Source organism: Roseovarius sp., from assembly GCF_027019125.1.
Taxonomy (GTDB): Bacteria; Pseudomonadota; Alphaproteobacteria; order Rhodobacterales; family Rhodobacteraceae; genus Roseovarius.
Window position 1 is genome coordinate 20,535 of record NZ_JALUXE010000002.1, and the last position, 16,004, is coordinate 36,538.

Sequence of the window (16,004 nt, forward strand, 5' to 3'; positions counted from 1 at the left end):
GAGGGTCAGCGATGTGTGGGAATGTCAGCTGGATCAAGGGGGTAAGTGGCGGACCGAGGAGGATTCGAACCCCCGACCCCTTGATTCGTAGTCAAGTACTCTATCCAGCTGAGCTATCGGTCCGTGAGGGCAGCAATTAGACTCTGGCGTCGGGCATTGCAAGGGCGTTTTGGAAGAAATTATGACGGCGCGCCGAAATTTCCCTTGGGCAGGGTGATGCAGAATGAGGTGCCGCTGGCGTCGCTGCGTTCGAGGATGAGCGTGCCGCCATGACCGCGCACCAGTTCGGCGGCGATGGTCAGGCCAAGGCCGCTGCCGCCCTTGGTGGTGCCGCCCTGAAACGGTTTGAAGAGATGTTCGCGCGCCCGTGCGGGCAGGCCCGGCCCGGTGTCGGCCACGCGGATCATCCATTCGGCGTGGTCCTCGTCGGCCATGACGCTGATCTCGCCGGGGCGGCCGCTGTTGACGATGGCTTGCCGTGCGTTGCGCACGAGATTGCCGATGATGCGGTACAGCTGCTCGGCATCGGCCAGCACCACAAGATCGCCGGGCACGTCTTCGGCAAAGCTGACATCGGCGTCACCGGCGGCGAGGCGTTCGCTGTCGATCACATCGGCGACAACATCGGCGAGATGCAGCCGAGCAAAGGTCGGCCCCGGCTCTTCGGCCTTGCCATAGGCGAGGGTGGCTTCGCAGAGGTGCACGGCGCGGGTGAGGGAATTGATGAGCTTGGGCGCGAGGCGTTTGACGGTGGGGTCTTCGCTGGTCTCGATCCGGTCGGTGAAAAGCTGGGCCGAGGTCAGGATATTGCGCAGGTCGTGATTGACCTTGGCCACGGCGCCGCCCAACTGGGCGAGATGCTCTTTCTGCTTGAGCGCGCCGGTGAGCTGGGTTTGCAGGGATTGCAGGGTTTCCTCGGCCTCGCGCAGTTCCTTGACGCGGGCGGTCGGGCGCAGCACGCGGCGCACATCCTCGGGGGCGGCGGCATAGGCCTGCATCGCGCCCACGACACGCTTGATCGGTTTCACGAGGGTCAGGCGCACGGCCAGGAACAGCAGCACGGCGGTAAAGATCGAAATCACCAGCGAGAGCCAGAGGATGCGCAGGCCATAGTCGATCATCGCGGCGCGCAGGCCGGTGGTATCGAGGGTGATCTCGATCAGCAGGCCGCCCATGCGCACCGGCTGACCGATGACGCGGATGATCTCGGGCTCTGGCATGGCGAGGCGGTGCATGGCGTCGCGGATCAGGGTGAAGGCGGGGGCATCGCGCAGATCGTAGGTCTGCGATATCGGTTCGGGCACGGGCGAGGAGAGGACAAGCTGGCGTGCCTCGTCGCGGCGCAGAACGACGTTGAACACCTCGGCATTGAGCAAAAGCTCTTCTTGCAACTCGGGCGTGACCTCGTCATCGGCCAGAAGCACCAGCGAGGCGATCTGGGCGCGCTCGAGGCGCGTGAGCAGGTAGTCTTCGCGAAAGCGGGCGATGGAGGGGACAAAGATCAGCACCTCGGCCAGCATCACGAAGATGGCCGTCAGGATCAGGAAGCGCCCGGAGAGTGAGTTGAGCAAGGTGTCCCCTCCCGAGGATGGCGCCGGTTAGGGCAGCCAGCGTTGCACGAAGCCGACGATACGCTTGACGCCCGCGCTGTCAAACAGACGAGGCGAGAAATACGCACCTGCCGCGCGTTTGTTGATCTCGCCCAGCGTCGGGTAGGGGGCGACCATGTTGGCCACGTGTTTCATCTTGAGCCCGTTGGCGAGGACGAGCGCCCAGAGGTTGATCAACTCGCCCGCCTGCGCGCCAGCGATGGAGACGCCGACGGGGCGGCCACGCACGACCATGACCTTGATCAGACCGGCGGTCTTGCGTTCGGCGATGGCGCGGTCGTTGTGGTTGTAATGGAAGCGGACCACTTCGAGATTGCCGCCGTGTTCCTGCCGGGCCTGTGCCTCGGTCTGCCCGACCTGGGCCAGTTCGGGATCGGTATAGGTGGCCCATGGGATATGGTCGCTGCGCATCTTCGCGGGCAGGCCCAAGAGGGCCTGACGGATGATGAGCCCCGCGTGATAGCCTGCGACATGGGTGAATTGCAGCCCGCCCGCGACATCGCCGATGGCATAGACGCGGCGGTTGGTGGTGCGCATGGAGGCGTCGACCTTGATGCCGCGCTTGGTGGTCTCGATGCCTGCGGCGTCGAGGTTGAGGCGGCCTGTATTGGCCTTGCGGCCCACGGCCATGAGCAGGTGGCTGCCCTTGAAGACGCGCCCGTCCTTGGCGTGAATCTCGATGGCGCCAGCCTGGCCGCGAATTTCGGCGGCCATGGCGCCTTCTTCGATCTGGATACCCTCGGCGCGGAACTGGTCGATGACGACGGCGGCCATTTCGGGATCGTCATTGCCAAGCACCTTGGCCCCTTCGATCACGGTCACGGCGCAGCCCAAGCGGCGGTGCGCCTGTGCCATTTCCATGCCGATGGGGCCGCCGCCGACGACCAGCAGGTGATCGGGCCGCTCGCGCAGGTCAAAGAGGGTTTCGTTGGTTTCATAGGGCACGGTGTCGAGCCCCGGAATGGGCGGGACAAAGGGCGACGAGCCGGTGGCGATGACGATGCGGCGGGCGGTGATGATGTGATCCCCGGCCCTGACCTCGGTCGGCGAGAGGAATTCGCCATACTCTCGGATCACGCGCACGCCCAAGCCTTCGAAGCGCTCCTGGCTGTCGACGGGTTCGATCTGGGCGATGACATCGGCGACGTGATCCTTGGCGGCGGCATAGTCCACCTGCGGGCTCTGGTTGGCGATGCCGTATTGGGCGGCGTGGGATTGGGCATAGGCCGCCTTGCCGCTGGCGATCAGCGCCTTGGACGGCACACAGCCGAAATTCAGGCAATCGCCGCCCATCTTGTGACCTTCGAGCAGGATGACGCTCGCGCCCATCTGCACCGCACCTGCGGCGAGGGACAGGCCGCCAGACCCGGCCCCGATGACCAGAAGATCAGTCTTTAGTCGTGTCATGTTCAGATTTCCTTTTTGCCACGCAGGGCCTTGAGGATCATCGGCAGGGCGGCGAGTGCGCTCAGCCCCAGAATAGGGCCGATGATTTGCGGTTCCCACAAGAGGGAAAGATCGGGATTCTCGCCGCGGTCAAAGACCTCGCCGAGGCCCACGCCGATCCAGGTAAAGACGATGGCCCCCGGAATGATCCCGAGAACCGTGGTGAAAGCGAAGTTGAAAAAGCGCACGCCCACGAGGGCAGGCAGAAGATTGGCCACGAAGAACGGCACGGCGGGCACGAGGCGCATGAGAAAGAGCACGCTGATTTCATTGTCATGCAGCCCCTGTTTCAGCCGCTTGAGCGTGCCGTCGGAGGTTTCGATCCTGGCGGCAAGGGTCTGACCCAGCCCGGCGCGCGCGGCGATGAAGATGGCGCTGGCCCCGAGCGAGGCGGCGATCACGTTGAAGCCGGTCCCGAGCACTAGACCAAAGAGAAAGCCGCCCGTGACCGAAGCCACCGCCGCACCGGGCAGGGAGAAAGCGACGATCACGAAGTAGATCGCAATGAAGGCCAGTGCCATCAGGGTGATATTGGCGTCGCGATAGGCCAAGAGCGCCTCGCGGTTGTTGCGCAGCGTGTCGAAGGTGAGGTAATCGCGCAGGGTGAGAAAGCCCACCACGGCCACGATCAGGATGATGGCCAGCGGCAGGTGCCGCGCAATGGAGGGTTTGGCCGGTTTGCTCTCGCCTGTGCTGTGATCCATGGTGTCTCTCAAGTTGCTCTGCCTGGGGCCTGTGACCTCTAGTTGCACGCTGGGAGCCTCCGGCGCCAGTGGCCTCACGCGGGGGTGATCGGGGGTGAAGGAATGACGCCGCGTTGACCCTGTGTTATGGGGGTGTTGTAACATTCGCGGGCGGGTTTGCGGCATGTTTTTGTTGCAAATACCCGGAGCGGGGTTTGACACCGCAAAAGGGGCGCTCTATAGGACGGGCTTCGGATAGATATGATCGTTGCGCGATTCCTCAGACGCGTGGCCCAATAAGTCGGAGACGGAGCGATGAAACGCACCTTTCAACCCTCGAACCTCGTTCGCAAGCATCGCCACGGGTTCCGTGCGCGCATGGCCACCAAAGCCGGCCGCAAGATCCTGAACGCGCGCCGCGCCCGGGGTCGCAAGTCGCTCTGCGCATAAGCGCACGCGACAACGAGACGACAGTGACACCGCCGGAGGCCCCTCGCAGCGATGCAGGGACGATGCCCCCGGCGGTTTCGTCATGTGCGCCGCAGCCGAACGAGCCGCGGGAATGGACGGTGCTGCGCAAGCGCGCCGATTTTCTGGCGGCCGCGCGGGCACGGCGGCAGGGCACGGGCACAATGCTGGTTCAGGGGCGTGACCGGCGGGATGGTGATCCGGCGATCCGGGTCGGGTTTACCTGTTCCAAGAAGGTCGGCAATGCCGTGGCGCGCAATCGCGCCAAGCGGCGGTTGCGGGCGCTCGCGCGCGAGCTCTTGCCGGTTCAGGGCATTCCGGGCTGGGATTATGTGCTGATCGGCAAGGCGGAAGAGACCGGCGCGCGCCCTTATGACGCGCTCAGACGTGACCTGTCCTACGCGTTGCGCAAGCTGGCGGGCGGTTCATGAGCCCGCTCGCGCATGTGCTGGCGCTGCCTGTTCGGGCCTATCGTTTGATCCTGAGCCCCTGGGTGGGCTGGCACTGCCGCTATCATCCGACATGCAGCCATTATGCGCTGGAGGCGTTGGAGAAGCACGGCGCGCTGCGCGGGGGGCTGTTGGCGGGCTGGCGCATCCTGCGCTGCAATCCCTGGGGGCAGTGTGGGCATGACCCGGTGCCGGAGCCGCGGCAGAGGCGGCACCGCGCAGAATAAAAGGTCGAATCGCCCTTTTACCCCAAGCCTATCCATGCAATAGGGAAGCGCCAAACGAGCTGTCCATGGAGATATGCGATGGAGATTCGCGAGGCCCTCACCTTTGATGATGTTCTGCTGGTGCCGGCGGCATCGACTGTTCTGCCCAATACGGCGGACACACGGACGCGCGTGACGCAATCCATCACGCTCAACATTCCGCTCCTGAGTTCGGCCATGGATACCGTGACCGAGGCGCGCATGGCGATTTCGATGGCGCAATCGGGCGGCATGGGGGTGATTCACCGCAACCTGACCATCGAGGAGCAGGCCCGCGAGGTGCGCCGCGTCAAACGGTTCGAGAGCGGGATCGTCTATAACCCGATCACGCTCACGCCCGATCAGACGCTGGCCGATGCCAAGGCGCTGCAGGACCGTTACAACGTCACCGGCTTTCCGGTGGTGGATGAGACAGGGCGCGTGGTCGGGATCGTGACCAATCGCGACATGCGCTTTGCCGAGGATGACCGCACCCCGGTGCGGGTGATGATGACAAGCAACGATCTGGCGATCCTGCAGGAGCCCGCCGATCGTGACGAGGCCAAGAGCCTGATGAAGGCGCGGCGGATCGAGAAGCTGCTGGTAACGGATAAGTCTGGCAAGCTGACCGGCCTCTTGACGCTGCGCGACACCGAGCAGGCGGTGCTTAATCCGACGGCCTGCAAGGACGATCTGGGGCGGTTGCGGGTGGCGGCGGCCTCGACCGTGGGCGATGCCGGGTTCGAACGGTCGCAGGCGCTGATTGACGCGGGCGTCGATATGGTGGTGATCGACACGGCGCATGGCCATTCCGAGGGTGTGGCGCGCGCGGTCGAGCGGATCAAGGCGCTGTCCAATGCCGTGCAGGTTGTTGCGGGCAATGTCGCCACCGCCGAGGCTACGCGCGCCCTGATCGGCGCCGGGGCCGATGCCGTCAAGGTGGGTATTGGGCCGGGCAGCATCTGCACCACGCGGATGGTCGCGGGTGTGGGCGTGCCGCAATTGACCGCCGTGATGGACAGCGCGCGCGCCGCCGGAGACGTGCCGGTGATCGCCGATGGCGGGATCAAGTTCTCGGGCGATTTTGCCAAGGCGATCGCGGCGGGCGCCTCCTGCGCCATGGTGGGCAGCATGCTGGCGGGCACGGATGAGAGCCCCGGCGAGGTCATTCTCTATCAGGGGCGGTCGTTCAAGGCCTATCGCGGCATGGGCAGTCTGGGTGCCATGGCGCGCGGTTCGGCGGATCGGTATTTCCAGAAAGATGCCGCCAGCGACAAGCTGGTGCCCGAAGGCGTCGAGGGGCAGGTGCCCTACAAGGGCGCTGCGGGCAGCGTGATCCATCAGCTTGTGGGCGGGTTGCGGGCCGCGATGGGCTATACCGGCTGTGCCACAGTCGAGGAAATGCGCCACAATTGCCAATTCGTGCGGATTACCGGCGCGGGCCTCAAGGAAAGCCATGTGCATGATGTGCAGATCACCCGCGAGAGCCCGAATTATCGGATTGGCTAAGGGTTTCAGGCTGTTGCGCGGCATTCCTGAGGTGGTGCGATGACCCCCGGCGCGCGGGTTTCGGCCGCGATCGAGGTGTTGGACCGGATCCGCGCGGGTGAGCCTGCGGAAAAGGCCCTGACCAATTGGGCGCGGGGCGCGCGCTATGCCGGGTCCAAGGATCGCGCTGCGCTGCGCGATCATGTGTTCTCGGTGTTGCGCTGTTGGCGGTCCTGTGCAGCGCGCGGTGGCGGCGCGGATGGTCGCGCGCTCATGCTGGGCAGTTTGCGCGGGCAAGGGATTGATCCAGATGAGATTTTCACAGGTGAGGGTCATGCGCCCGCACGTCTGACGGAGACAGAGCGCGTGGCGGGTGTGCCGGATAAGGCTGCCGCGCGCGATCTGCCGGATTGGCTCTGGCCGCAGTTCGAGGCGTCTTTGGGCCCCACGGCGGAGGCGGCGGCCGCCGCATTGCGCCTGCGGGCGCCGATCATGCTCCGGGTGAATGCGCGGCGCGCGACGCGCGAAGCGGCGCTGGCGCGGTTGGCGGCTGAGGGCGTCGTTGCGCAGCCGGTGGATATTGCCAAGACCGCGCTGCAAGTTCTTGAAGGGGAGCGAAAAATCACAACCTCGCAGTGCTATGCCGATGGTTGGATCGAGCTTCAGGATGGCAGCAGCCAGGCGGCGATGGAGGTGCTTGACGTGCCGGAAGGCGCGCGGGTGCTGGATTATTGCGCGGGGGGCGGTGGTAAAGCGCTGGCCCTCGCGGCGCGCGTGGACGGCGCATTCTTTGCCCATGACGCGGCCCCGCAGCGGATGCGCGACCTGCCCGTGCGGGCGGCGCGCGCGGGGGCCGAGGTGCGTCTTGTCACGCAGCCGGAGGGGTCTTTTGACGTGGTCTTGTGCGATGCGCCTTGCTCGGGCAGCGGCACCTGGCGGCGCAGCCCCGAAGCGAAATGGGCTCTGACGCCGACGCGGTTGACGGAATTGACCGAAATCCAGCGGCAGATTCTGTCAAAGGCGGCCTCTCTGGTCGCACCGGGCGGGCTATTGGCCTATGCGACGTGTTCTGTTCTTGATGCGGAAAATCAAGAAGTTATCAGTCGCTTCTCACGTGATCATCCCGAATGGGCGCTGCAGGGGGCCCAGCGCTGGCCGATTTCTGAAGCGGGAGATGGTTTCTATCTCGCGCAACTCAGGAGGGTTTCCTGAGAATCCGGCAATCTTGACGTGTGATTCTCGCGGTCGTTAAGTCTCGTTTAACTCTTCGCCCTTATTCAGGGTGCAGGAATCGTGAAGCGAGGGTACGGCGTGGCGTTTTTCCCGCAGTCAGGGGGGCAGTTTCAGCAAGCGGCGCTGCGGCTTGGCCCGCGTGCGGGCACGCTGGGCCTGGCGGCGGTGCTCTTCGCGGGTACGGCGGTGCTGCTGCCGTCCGGGCAGGGTCAGCGCCTGCTCTGGCTGGTCGGGGCCACGCTCGGGTTTGCCGCGGTATGGGTCGTGCTGTTCAATGCGCGCCTCAAGCGGCGTGTCACGGGGCAGCGGCAAGCCGTGGCGCGACTGGCGCAAGAGATGCTCGAGGCGGACCCGGTGCCGCTTGTTCTGGCCGAGGTCGAAGGGCATATCGTGCTTGCCAACGCCGCGGCACGGCGGGTGCTGGGGGCGGACCGGGCCACCACGCTCGCGGGGGCGCTGCGCGAGGTTCTGGCCAATCCCGGCCCCATTCTCTTTCGCATGGAAACGCGTGCCCTGGCCAAGGGGGCCTCGGTGGAGGATCTGGTGACGCGGGGCGGACATATGCGGATCAGCGTGCATCGCTCCGGGGCCGATCACTTTCTATGGCGGATCGAGACCTCCACCGAACATGCCCCGCGCGATGCCGAGGCGCAGGCCCTGCCGATGCTGACCCTGGGCCGTCGCGATGCTGTATTGTTCATGAATGCCGCGGCGCGCGATCTGGTGGGGGAACGGGTGCGGACGCTGGACCGGCTATGTGTCACGCCGCCGCTGCGCCCCGGTGAGGTCAATGACATCGCCACGCCTGACGGCCCTTCGCCCTGCCTCGTGGTGGCGCGCGAGGGCATGGCGGGGCGGCGCGAGATATTCCTCTTGCCCGGGGTCGAGGCGGGCGCGCGTGCGCCGGACGGTTGGACATTCTTCGATGCCTTGCCGGTCCCTCTCTTGAAGCTCTCGGCGCAGGGGCTGATCCAGCTCTCGAACCGGCCCGCGCGCGAGGTGCTGGGGGTTGAGAGCGTGGCGGGTCTGAGCCTCGGTGATACGCTCGAGGGGTTGGGGCGGTCGATCACCGACTGGTTGGGGGATGCGGCGGCGGGGCGCGGCACGGTACATGCCGAATTTCTGCGCGTGCGGCGAGAGGATCGCGAGGTCTTCGTACAGGTGACGCTGAACCGCACGATGGAAGCGGACGAGCCGATCCTGATCGCAGTGCTGAGCGATGCGACCGAGCTCAAGACGCTGGAGGCGCAATTTGTCCAGAGTCAGAAGATGCAGGCCATCGGCCAGCTCGCCGGGGGGGTTGCCCATGATTTCAACAATCTCCTGACCGCGATTTCAGGGCATTGCGACCTCTTGCTCTTGCGGCACGATCAGGGCGATCCCGATTTCGGCGATCTCATCCAGATCAATCAGAATGCCAACCGTGCAGCCGCCCTGGTCAGTCAATTGCTGGCCTATTCGCGCAAGCAGACGCTGCGCCCGGAGGTGATCGACCTGCGCGATACCTTGGCGGACCTCACGCATCTGCTCAACCGGCTGGTGGGAGAGAAGATCGCGCTCTCGCTCAGCCACGATCCAACGCTGGCGGCCATTCGCGCCGACAAGCGGCAGTTGGAGCAGGTGCTGATGAACCTCGTGGTGAATTCCCGCGATGCCATGCCGAAGGGGGGCGATATTCGGATCGTCACCCAGAATGTGACCTTGACCGAGCCGCTGCGCCGGGACCGGGCGGTGGTGCAGCCGGGGCGCTATGTCTCGGTGCAGGTGATCGACGAAGGCGCGGGGATCGCGCCGGACAAGCTGCAAAAGGTGTTCGAGCCGTTTTTTACCACCAAGCGCATCGGCGAGGGCACCGGGCTTGGCCTTTCTACCGCCTATGGCATTGTCAAGCAGACCGGCGGGTTCATCTTTGTCGATAGCACGCCGGGCGAGGGCACCTGTTTCCAGTTGCTGTTTCCGGCCTACCTGGGCGAAGAGCCCGGCCCACGTGAGCGGCCGGGTCTGATGCCCTCTGAGGCGCGTGGCAGTGGCGTGGTGCTGCTGGTGGAGGATGAGGCCCCGGTGCGGGCATTTGCCAGCCGGGCGCTGCAACTGCGTGGCTTTACCGTGCTCGAGGCGGAATCGGCCGAAGATGCGCTGGAGATTCTCGACGATGCGGATCTGCATGTGGATGTGTTCGTCACCGATGTGGTGATGCCCGGCATCGACGGGCCCGGCTGGGTGCGGCAGGCGCTGACGCGCCGGCCCGCGGCGCGGGTGGTGTTCATGTCGGGCTATGCCGAAGAAACCTTCGGCGACCGGCAGGCGTGCATTCCGCAGTCGGTTTTCCTGCCCAAACCTTTTTCTCTCAATGAATTGACAGAGACGGTGCAGCGCCAGTTGCGGTGACGGTGGCGGCCCGGGCCGGAGAGGCGCCCTGCTCAGGGCCGCGCGTCTGGTTCCGGCTTTGCGCGGGGGGGCAAGGGCGTGTAGCTGCCACCTGCGCCGATTCCGGACCAGAGCGTGAAATCCGCGGCATATTTGCGCTGCAACCGCGCCTCGATCCGGGGCGAGAGGGTGAGTGGCAGGGCGGGTGAGCGGTTGAGCGGCGCAGGTTCGACCGCCACGCCGAGCCGGGCCGCGAGAAAGCCGCGCAGCCCCGGCTGATCTTCGTAGCGGAAAAGATGGGTGACATGGGCCCCGCTGCGTTGGGGTTCCAGGAACTTTGCCTGACTGCCGACCCGCGCGCAGGGCGGCGGCTCGCCGGTGCAATAGGCGCTTACGAAGTCATCGAAGCTGAGCCCCTCGGTGCTGTTGACGTGACCGGCAAGCTCCGGGCGCTGACGGTAGCGATACCAACTCCCGAGCCAGTCGCGCGGCTCGCGCATCACGGCCACGATGTCAAAGGGCCCGTCGAAAAACCGCTCGATCATCGGGCGGAAGAATCGGTTGTAGCGAAACACCGGCGCATGTTTGAGCTCGGGCGGGGCCGACACGACCATGGCGGCATGAGGCGCGAGGGCGGTCTCATAGGCGGTGCTGCCGGTCTTGGGAACCGAGAGGAGCACCAACCGCGCCGTGGAAAAGACCAACATTTACGCCTCTCGCCGTCAATTTTCACAGGTGTCGTTGCGCGTAAACTACTTGTTAATCTTGCAAGCGGAAAGTGGGGCTACCAGAATTTTCTTGAAATGTTCGCATTTTGTCCGCATAGAGGTGAGAACAAGAGGTGAACGCAGGCAATGATTGCCGCCCGTGACAGGGTGTGGAATAAGGGGCTGAACAAATGGCAACGGCAGATCTTCTCTCGATGGACAACAAGCGGAACGCGGACAAGCAAAAGGCGCTCGACAGCGCGCTGGCGCAGATCGAACGGCAGTTCGGTAAAGGCTCGATCATGAAGCTGGGGGGCGACAATGTCGTCAAGGACATCGAGGCCACCTCGACCGGTTCTCTGGGTCTTGATATTGCCCTTGGCATCGGCGGGATTCCCAAAGGCCGGATCATCGAGATTTATGGCCCCGAAAGCTCTGGCAAGACCACGCTCACGCTGCATTGCGTGGCGGAAGAGCAGAAAAAGGGCGGGGTCTGCGCCTTTGTCGATGCCGAACATGCGCTTGATCCGGTCTATGCCCGCAAGCTTGGGGTCGATCTCGACGAGTTGCTGATCTCGCAACCGGACACGGGCGAACAGGCGCTCGAGATTGTCGACACATTGGTGCGCTCGGGCGCGGTGAGCATGATCGTGGTCGATTCCGTGGCCGCCTTGACGCCCAAATCGGAGCTTGAGGGGGATATGGGCGACAGCAGCGTCGGCGTTCATGCCCGGCTGATGAGCCAGGCGATGCGCAAGCTCACGGGGTCGATCAGCCGCACCAATTGCACCGTCATTTTCATCAACCAGATCCGGATGAAGATCGGCGTGATGTTCGGCAGCCCCGAAACCACCACCGGGGGCAATGCGCTGAAATTCTACAGCTCCGTTCGTCTGGATATCCGGCGCATCGGCTCGATCAAGGATCGCGACGAGGTGGTGGGCAATTCAACCCGCGTCAAGGTGGTCAAGAACAAGGTGGCCCCGCCCTTCAAGCAGGTTGAGTTCGACATCATGTTCGGCGAGGGGATCAGCAAGACGGGAGAATTGATTGATCTCGGGGTCAAGGCCGGCGTGGTGGAAAAATCCGGCAGCTGGTACAGCTATGGCGACCAACGGATCGGGCAGGGACGCGAGAATACCAAGACCTTCCTGCGTGACAATCCCGCCGTCGCGATCGAGATCGAGGACAAGATCCGCGCCTCGCATGGGCTCGATTTCCACATGAGCGACAGCTCTGACGACAGCGATGTCATGGAGGCCTGAGGGCCGCCTGGGCGGACCCTGACGGGACGCAAAAGGCTCGGGCGATGCCCGGGCCTTTTTCTTGCGGTGGACATGCCCGGACGGCCCCGTTAAATCAGCAGAACGCAGGCCCACACACGCCCCGGAAAGAGATGCCCATGCCCACGCTGAATGAAATCCGTTCCACCTTTCTGAGCTTCTTCGAGCGCAACGATCACCGCGTCGTCGACAGTTCGCCGCTTGTGCCGCGCAACGATCCGACGTTGATGTTCACCAATTCCGGCATGGTGCAGTTCAAGAACTGTTTTACCGGGGTGGAGCATCGCGATTATGTCCGCGCCACCACCAGCCAGAAATGTGTGCGCGCGGGTGGCAAGCATAACGATCTGGACAATGTGGGCTATACCGCGCGGCATCACACGTTTTTCGAGATGCTGGGCAATTTCAGCTTTGGTGATTATTTCAAGGAACAGGCGATCCCCTATGCGTGGGACCTTCTGACCAAGGATTTCGGGATCGACAAATCCAAGCTCTTGGTCACGGTTTACCATACCGATGACGAAGCGGCGGGCATCTGGAAGAAATACGCGGGCCTCAGCGATGACCGGATCATCCGGATCAAGACGGATGACAATTTCTGGTCGATGGGCCCGACCGGCCCCTGTGGCCCCTGCACCGAGATTTTCTATGATCATGGGGACAGCATCTGGGGCGGCCCTCCGGGCAGCGCCGAGGAAGATGGTGATCGGTTCATCGAAATCTGGAACCTCGTCTTCATGCAGAACGAGCGGTTCGAGGATGGCTCGATGCGGGCGCTTGACATGCAGTCGATCGACACGGGCATGGGGCTTGAGCGGATCGGGGCGCTGTTGCAGGGCAAGCACGACAATTACGACACCGATTTGATGCGCAGCCTGATCGAGGCGAGCGCGCATGTGACGAGCCAGGACCCGGACGGGCCGGGCCGGGTGCATCACCGGGTGATCGCGGATCACCTGCGCTCGACCTCGTTCCTGATGGCGGATGGGGTGATGCCTTCGAACGAGGGGCGCGGATATGTGCTGCGGCGGATCATGCGGCGGGCGATGCGGCATGCGCATATGCTGGGCGCGAAGGATCCTGTGATGCATCGGCTGGTGCCGGCGCTGGTGGCGCAGATGGGGCAGGCATTCCCCGAACTGGGTCGGGCGCAGGCGATGATCGAAGAGACATTGAAGCTGGAAGAAACGCGCTTCAAGCAGACGCTGGAGCGCGGTTTGCGCCTGCTCGATGAGGAGGTGACAGGGCTGGAAGAGGGGGCGGCGCTGCCGGGGGCAACGGCATTCAAGCTCTATGACACCTATGGTTTTCCCCTCGACCTCACGCAGGATGCGCTGCGCGAGAAGGGGCGCGAGGTGGATACCGACGGTTTTGACGCCGCGATGGCCGAGCAGAAGGCCAAGGCGCGGGCGGCCTGGGCCGGCACCGGCGAGGCGGCGGATCAGGCGGTGTGGTTCGATATTGCAGAGGAAAAAGGCGGAACGGATTTCCTCGGCTATGACACGGAGCGGGCCGAGGGGCAGATCGTGGCCTTGGTGCGCGACGGGGCGCGTGTGACCGCAGCAGCCGCGGGCGAAAGCGTGCAGATCGTGTTGAACCAGACGCCGTTTTACGCGGAATCCGGCGGGCAGGTTGGCGATAGCGGTCTGCTCAGGACCGAAAGTGGCCAGGTGCGTGTGACCGACACCAAGAAGGTGGCGGGCGTTTTCGTGCATGTCGCCGTGGTGGAAACGGGCGAGGTCAAGGCAGGGCAGGCCGCGCAGTTGGAGGTGGATCACACCCGCCGCGGCGCCATCCGGGCCAATCACTCGGCGACGCATCTCTTGCATGAGGCGTTGCGCGGTGCGCTTGGCGAGCACGTGGCGCAGCGTGGATCGCTCAATGCCGAAGATCGGTTGCGGTTCGATTTCAGCCACACCAAGGCGCTGAGTGCCGAGGAGCTGGAGCAGGTCGAGCGCGAGGTCAACGACTATATCCGTCAGAATGCGGCGGTCGAGACGCGGATCATGACCCCCGATGACGCGCGGGCGCTTGGGGCGCAGGCGCTCTTTGGTGAGAAATACGGCGACGAGGTGCGGGTCGTGTCGATGGGGCAGGCCGAGGGATCGGGCAAGGGGGCCGATGGGCGGACCTATTCGATCGAGCTGTGTGGCGGCACGCATGTGCGGCGCACGGGCGATATCGGTGTATTCGTGGCGCTTGGCGATTCTGCGTCCAGTGCCGGTGTGCGGCGGATCGAGGCGCTGACCGGGGCTGCGGCGTTCGACTATCTGAGCGGACAGGCGGCGCGTCTGGGGCAGGTGGCCTCGGAGTTGAAGGCGCGGCCCGAGGATGTGGCAGAGCGCGTGAAGGCGCTGATGGACGAGCGGCGGGCCCTGGCCAATGAGGTGGCGCAACTGCGCCGCGAACTGGCGATGGCGGGCGGGGCCGGGCAGGGCGGCGGTGCCGCGCCGCGTGAGGTAGGCGGTGTCAAGCTCATCGCGCAGGTGCTCTCGGGCGTCCAGGGCAAGGATCTGCCGCCGCTGATTGACGAGGTTAAGGCGCGGCTTGGCTCTGGTGCGGTCTTGCTTATTGCCGATACCGGCGGCAAGGTGGCTGTGGCAGCGGGCGTGACCGAGGATTTGACCGACCGGATTTCGGCGGTGGAGATGGTGCGCGCGGCGGTGGCCGAACTGGGCGGCAAGGGCGGCGGTGGCCGTCCGGACCTGGCACAGGGTGGCGGCACGAGCATGGACGGGGCCGAGGCGGCGATCGCGGCGGCGACCGGGGTTATCGAGGGGGTCATGACCTCCTAGGGAGGATGGATGAGCGCCTATATCATTGCCCGGATTACCGTGACAAATCCGCAGGATTATCAATCCTATGCCAGTCAGACCGTCGCCACGGCCGAGAAATTCGGCGGACGGTTTCTGGTCAAGGGGGGCGCGCAAGAGGTGCTGGAGGGCAATTGCCCCGACCGGCATGTCATCATCGAATTCCCCGACCGGGCGACGGCGCTGGCGTGGTATGGCTCTGACGCCTATCGGCGCATCTTGCCGCTGGCGCTGAACAGCAGCGAGCGTGATATCGTCCTTGTGGACGGTATTTAACTGAAAAAACAGGAGAATTCTGCGATGCCTGCCCTCTGGATTGCCCATGTGACCGTGACCGATAGCGAGGCCTATGGGCGCTATGCCGCTCTGGCCGGGCCTGCGATTGCCAAGCATGGCGGCGTCTTTGTCGCGCGCGGGGGCCGGTTCGTGCAGTTGGAGGGCAAGGAGCGCCCGCGCAATGTGGTGGCGCGCTTTCCCAGTGTCGAGGATGCGGAGGCCTGTTACCACAGCCCCGAGTATCAGGCCGCGCTCGATCATGCGCGGGGCGCATCCGAGCGGGAATTGGTGATCGTCGAGATCACCGAATAGTCTGGACCGGCAGACGCTTGGCCCTAGGTCCTGCATGAGAAGCAGGAGTGGGCGATGCGGATTTTACTGACAATCTGGCTGTTGATGGCGGTCAACCTGGCCCTTGCCGCGGAGCTATCCGCGCTCAAGGCGCCGGGTGTCGTCGCCTTGATGCGGCATGCCCTGGCGCCGGGGACGGGTGATCCTGCGGCGTTTCGGCTGGGCGACTGTGCGACGCAGCGCAATCTGGATGCGCGGGGGCGGGCGCAGGCGCAAGAGACCGGCGCGGCCTTGCGGGCGGCGGGGATCACGTTTGATCAGGTCTGGTCAAGCCGCTGGTGCCGGGCGCGTGACACGGCGCGGTTGATGGATATGGGAGAGGTGGTGGAAAAGCCGCCGCTTGATTCCTTTTACGCTGGTCAGGGTGATCCCGAAGGTCAAACCGAGGCGACATTGCGGATGATCGACGCGCTGCCAGAGACCGCGCGGGTGCTGATCGTGACGCATCAGGTCAATATCACGGCATTGACCGGCCTTGGTGTCGGATCGGGCGAGATCATCGTGACGCGGCGGGGTCCGGAGGGGCTGATCCCCGTGGGACGCTATGTGATTGCCCCCTGAAAGCAAAAGCCCCGGCGCGAGGGC

Annotated in this window: 15 protein-coding genes and 1 tRNA gene; 11 read left to right on the forward strand and 5 right to left on the reverse strand. The window is 64.6% G+C overall.

The genetic code is table 11. The features are described from left to right. Positions 1 to 46: 46 nt before the first annotated feature. The 4 genes from MVC20_RS00270 to MVC20_RS00285 form a co-directional block, all read right to left on the reverse strand. Positions 47 to 123: transfer RNA gene (locus tag MVC20_RS00270), tRNA-Arg, on the reverse strand. 56 nt (positions 124 to 179) lie between these two features. Continuing rightward, on the reverse strand, positions 180 to 1,571 hold the full coding sequence (locus MVC20_RS00275) for a HAMP domain-containing sensor histidine kinase (protein WP_297537326.1): 1,392 nt from the start codon (positions 1,569 to 1,571) through the stop codon (positions 180 to 182). 27 nt (positions 1,572 to 1,598) lie between these two features. Continuing rightward, on the reverse strand, positions 1,599 to 3,017 hold the full coding sequence (locus tag MVC20_RS00280) for an FAD-dependent oxidoreductase (RefSeq protein ID WP_297537328.1): 1,419 nt from the start codon (positions 3,015 to 3,017) through the stop codon (positions 1,599 to 1,601). A gap of 2 nt (positions 3,018 to 3,019) precedes the next feature. Further along, on the reverse strand, positions 3,020 to 3,760 hold the full coding sequence (locus MVC20_RS00285; RefSeq protein ID WP_297537330.1) for a TVP38/TMEM64 family protein: 741 nt from the start codon (positions 3,758 to 3,760) through the stop codon (positions 3,020 to 3,022). A gap of 294 nt (positions 3,761 to 4,054) precedes the next feature. Here MVC20_RS00285 and rpmH point away from each other — a divergent pair, with 294 nt between their 5' ends. From rpmH to MVC20_RS00315, 6 genes are all read left to right on the forward strand, one after another. Then, positions 4,055 to 4,189, forward strand: coding sequence for a 50S ribosomal protein L34 (rpmH, locus tag MVC20_RS00290; RefSeq protein WP_008281032.1), 135 nt, complete (start codon positions 4,055 to 4,057; stop codon positions 4,187 to 4,189). A 23-nt stretch (positions 4,190 to 4,212) separates the two neighbouring features. Further along, complete coding sequence (gene rnpA, locus MVC20_RS00295) at positions 4,213 to 4,638, forward strand: ribonuclease P protein component (protein ID WP_297537332.1); 426 nt, start codon at positions 4,213 to 4,215, stop codon at positions 4,636 to 4,638. Next, on the forward strand, positions 4,635 to 4,883 hold the full coding sequence (yidD, locus tag MVC20_RS00300) for a membrane protein insertion efficiency factor YidD (protein WP_297537334.1): 249 nt from the start codon (positions 4,635 to 4,637) through the stop codon (positions 4,881 to 4,883). Before rnpA ends, yidD begins: the two co-directional genes overlap by 4 nt. Before the next feature lie 78 nt (positions 4,884 to 4,961). Further along, on the forward strand, positions 4,962 to 6,410 hold the full coding sequence (gene guaB, locus MVC20_RS00305; RefSeq protein WP_297537336.1) for an IMP dehydrogenase: 1,449 nt from the start codon (positions 4,962 to 4,964) through the stop codon (positions 6,408 to 6,410). A 39-nt stretch (positions 6,411 to 6,449) separates the two neighbouring features. Next, entirely contained in the window at positions 6,450 to 7,601 is a 1,152-nt protein-coding gene (locus tag MVC20_RS00310) for an RsmB/NOP family class I SAM-dependent RNA methyltransferase (protein ID WP_297537338.1), read from the forward strand. Positions 7,602 to 7,700: 99 nt separating this feature from the next. Then, on the forward strand, positions 7,701 to 10,010 hold the full coding sequence (locus tag MVC20_RS00315; RefSeq protein WP_297538071.1) for an ATP-binding protein: 2,310 nt from the start codon (positions 7,701 to 7,703) through the stop codon (positions 10,008 to 10,010). Between the two features lie 32 nt (positions 10,011 to 10,042). On the opposite strand, the gene MVC20_RS00320 is transcribed toward MVC20_RS00315, so the two are convergent. Further along, the gene (locus tag MVC20_RS00320) at positions 10,043 to 10,696 is read right to left on the reverse strand and encodes a gamma-glutamyl kinase (protein WP_297537339.1); all 654 of its coding nucleotides are present in this window, start codon (positions 10,694 to 10,696) and stop codon (positions 10,043 to 10,045) included. A 191-nt stretch (positions 10,697 to 10,887) separates the two neighbouring features. Here MVC20_RS00320 and recA point away from each other — a divergent pair, with 191 nt between their 5' ends. The 5 genes from recA to MVC20_RS00345 all read left to right on the forward strand — a co-directional run bounded on the left by recA (position 10,888) and on the right by MVC20_RS00345 (position 15,980). Next, a complete protein-coding gene (recA, locus tag MVC20_RS00325) occupies positions 10,888 to 11,961 on the forward strand; it encodes a recombinase RecA (protein ID WP_297537341.1) in 1,074 nt (357 codons plus the stop codon). A gap of 137 nt (positions 11,962 to 12,098) precedes the next feature. Further along, positions 12,099 to 14,774 (forward strand): alanine--tRNA ligase, encoded by a 2,676-nt coding sequence (gene alaS / locus MVC20_RS00330; RefSeq protein WP_297537343.1) that lies wholly within the window; start codon positions 12,099 to 12,101, stop codon positions 14,772 to 14,774. 9 nt (positions 14,775 to 14,783) lie between these two features. Then, positions 14,784 to 15,068: a DUF1330 domain-containing protein gene (locus MVC20_RS00335; protein ID WP_037271553.1), complete on the forward strand. Its 285-nt coding sequence runs from the start codon at positions 14,784 to 14,786 to the stop codon at positions 15,066 to 15,068. Between the two features lie 24 nt (positions 15,069 to 15,092). Continuing rightward, on the forward strand, positions 15,093 to 15,380 hold the full coding sequence (locus MVC20_RS00340) for a DUF1330 domain-containing protein (RefSeq protein ID WP_297537346.1): 288 nt from the start codon (positions 15,093 to 15,095) through the stop codon (positions 15,378 to 15,380). A gap of 54 nt (positions 15,381 to 15,434) precedes the next feature. Further along, positions 15,435 to 15,980 (forward strand): histidine phosphatase family protein, encoded by a 546-nt coding sequence (locus MVC20_RS00345; RefSeq protein ID WP_297537347.1) that lies wholly within the window; start codon positions 15,435 to 15,437, stop codon positions 15,978 to 15,980. Positions 15,981 to 16,004: the final 24 nt, after the last annotated feature.

Coding starts and splice junctions, on each gene's coding strand:
- MVC20_RS00280 (WP_297537328.1), bottom strand. CDS start 3,017: ATGACACGACTAAAGACTGATCTTCTGGTCATCGGGGCCGGGTCTGGC.
- MVC20_RS00285 (WP_297537330.1), bottom strand. CDS start 3,760: ATGGATCACAGCACAGGCGAGAGCAAACCGGCCAAACCCTCCATTGCG.
- rpmH (WP_008281032.1), top strand. CDS start 4,055: ATGAAACGCACCTTTCAACCCTCGAACCTCGTTCGCAAGCATCGCCAC.
- yidD (WP_297537334.1), top strand. CDS start 4,635: ATGAGCCCGCTCGCGCATGTGCTGGCGCTGCCTGTTCGGGCCTATCGT.
- guaB (WP_297537336.1), top strand. CDS start 4,962: ATGGAGATTCGCGAGGCCCTCACCTTTGATGATGTTCTGCTGGTGCCG.
- MVC20_RS00310 (WP_297537338.1), top strand. CDS start 6,450: ATGACCCCCGGCGCGCGGGTTTCGGCCGCGATCGAGGTGTTGGACCGG.
- MVC20_RS00320 (WP_297537339.1), bottom strand. CDS start 10,696: ATGTTGGTCTTTTCCACGGCGCGGTTGGTGCTCCTCTCGGTTCCCAAG.
- recA (WP_297537341.1), top strand. CDS start 10,888: ATGGCAACGGCAGATCTTCTCTCGATGGACAACAAGCGGAACGCGGAC.
- alaS (WP_297537343.1), top strand. CDS start 12,099: ATGCCCACGCTGAATGAAATCCGTTCCACCTTTCTGAGCTTCTTCGAG.
- MVC20_RS00335 (WP_037271553.1), top strand. CDS start 14,784: ATGAGCGCCTATATCATTGCCCGGATTACCGTGACAAATCCGCAGGAT.
- MVC20_RS00340 (WP_297537346.1), top strand. CDS start 15,093: ATGCCTGCCCTCTGGATTGCCCATGTGACCGTGACCGATAGCGAGGCC.
- MVC20_RS00345 (WP_297537347.1), top strand. CDS start 15,435: ATGCGGATTTTACTGACAATCTGGCTGTTGATGGCGGTCAACCTGGCC.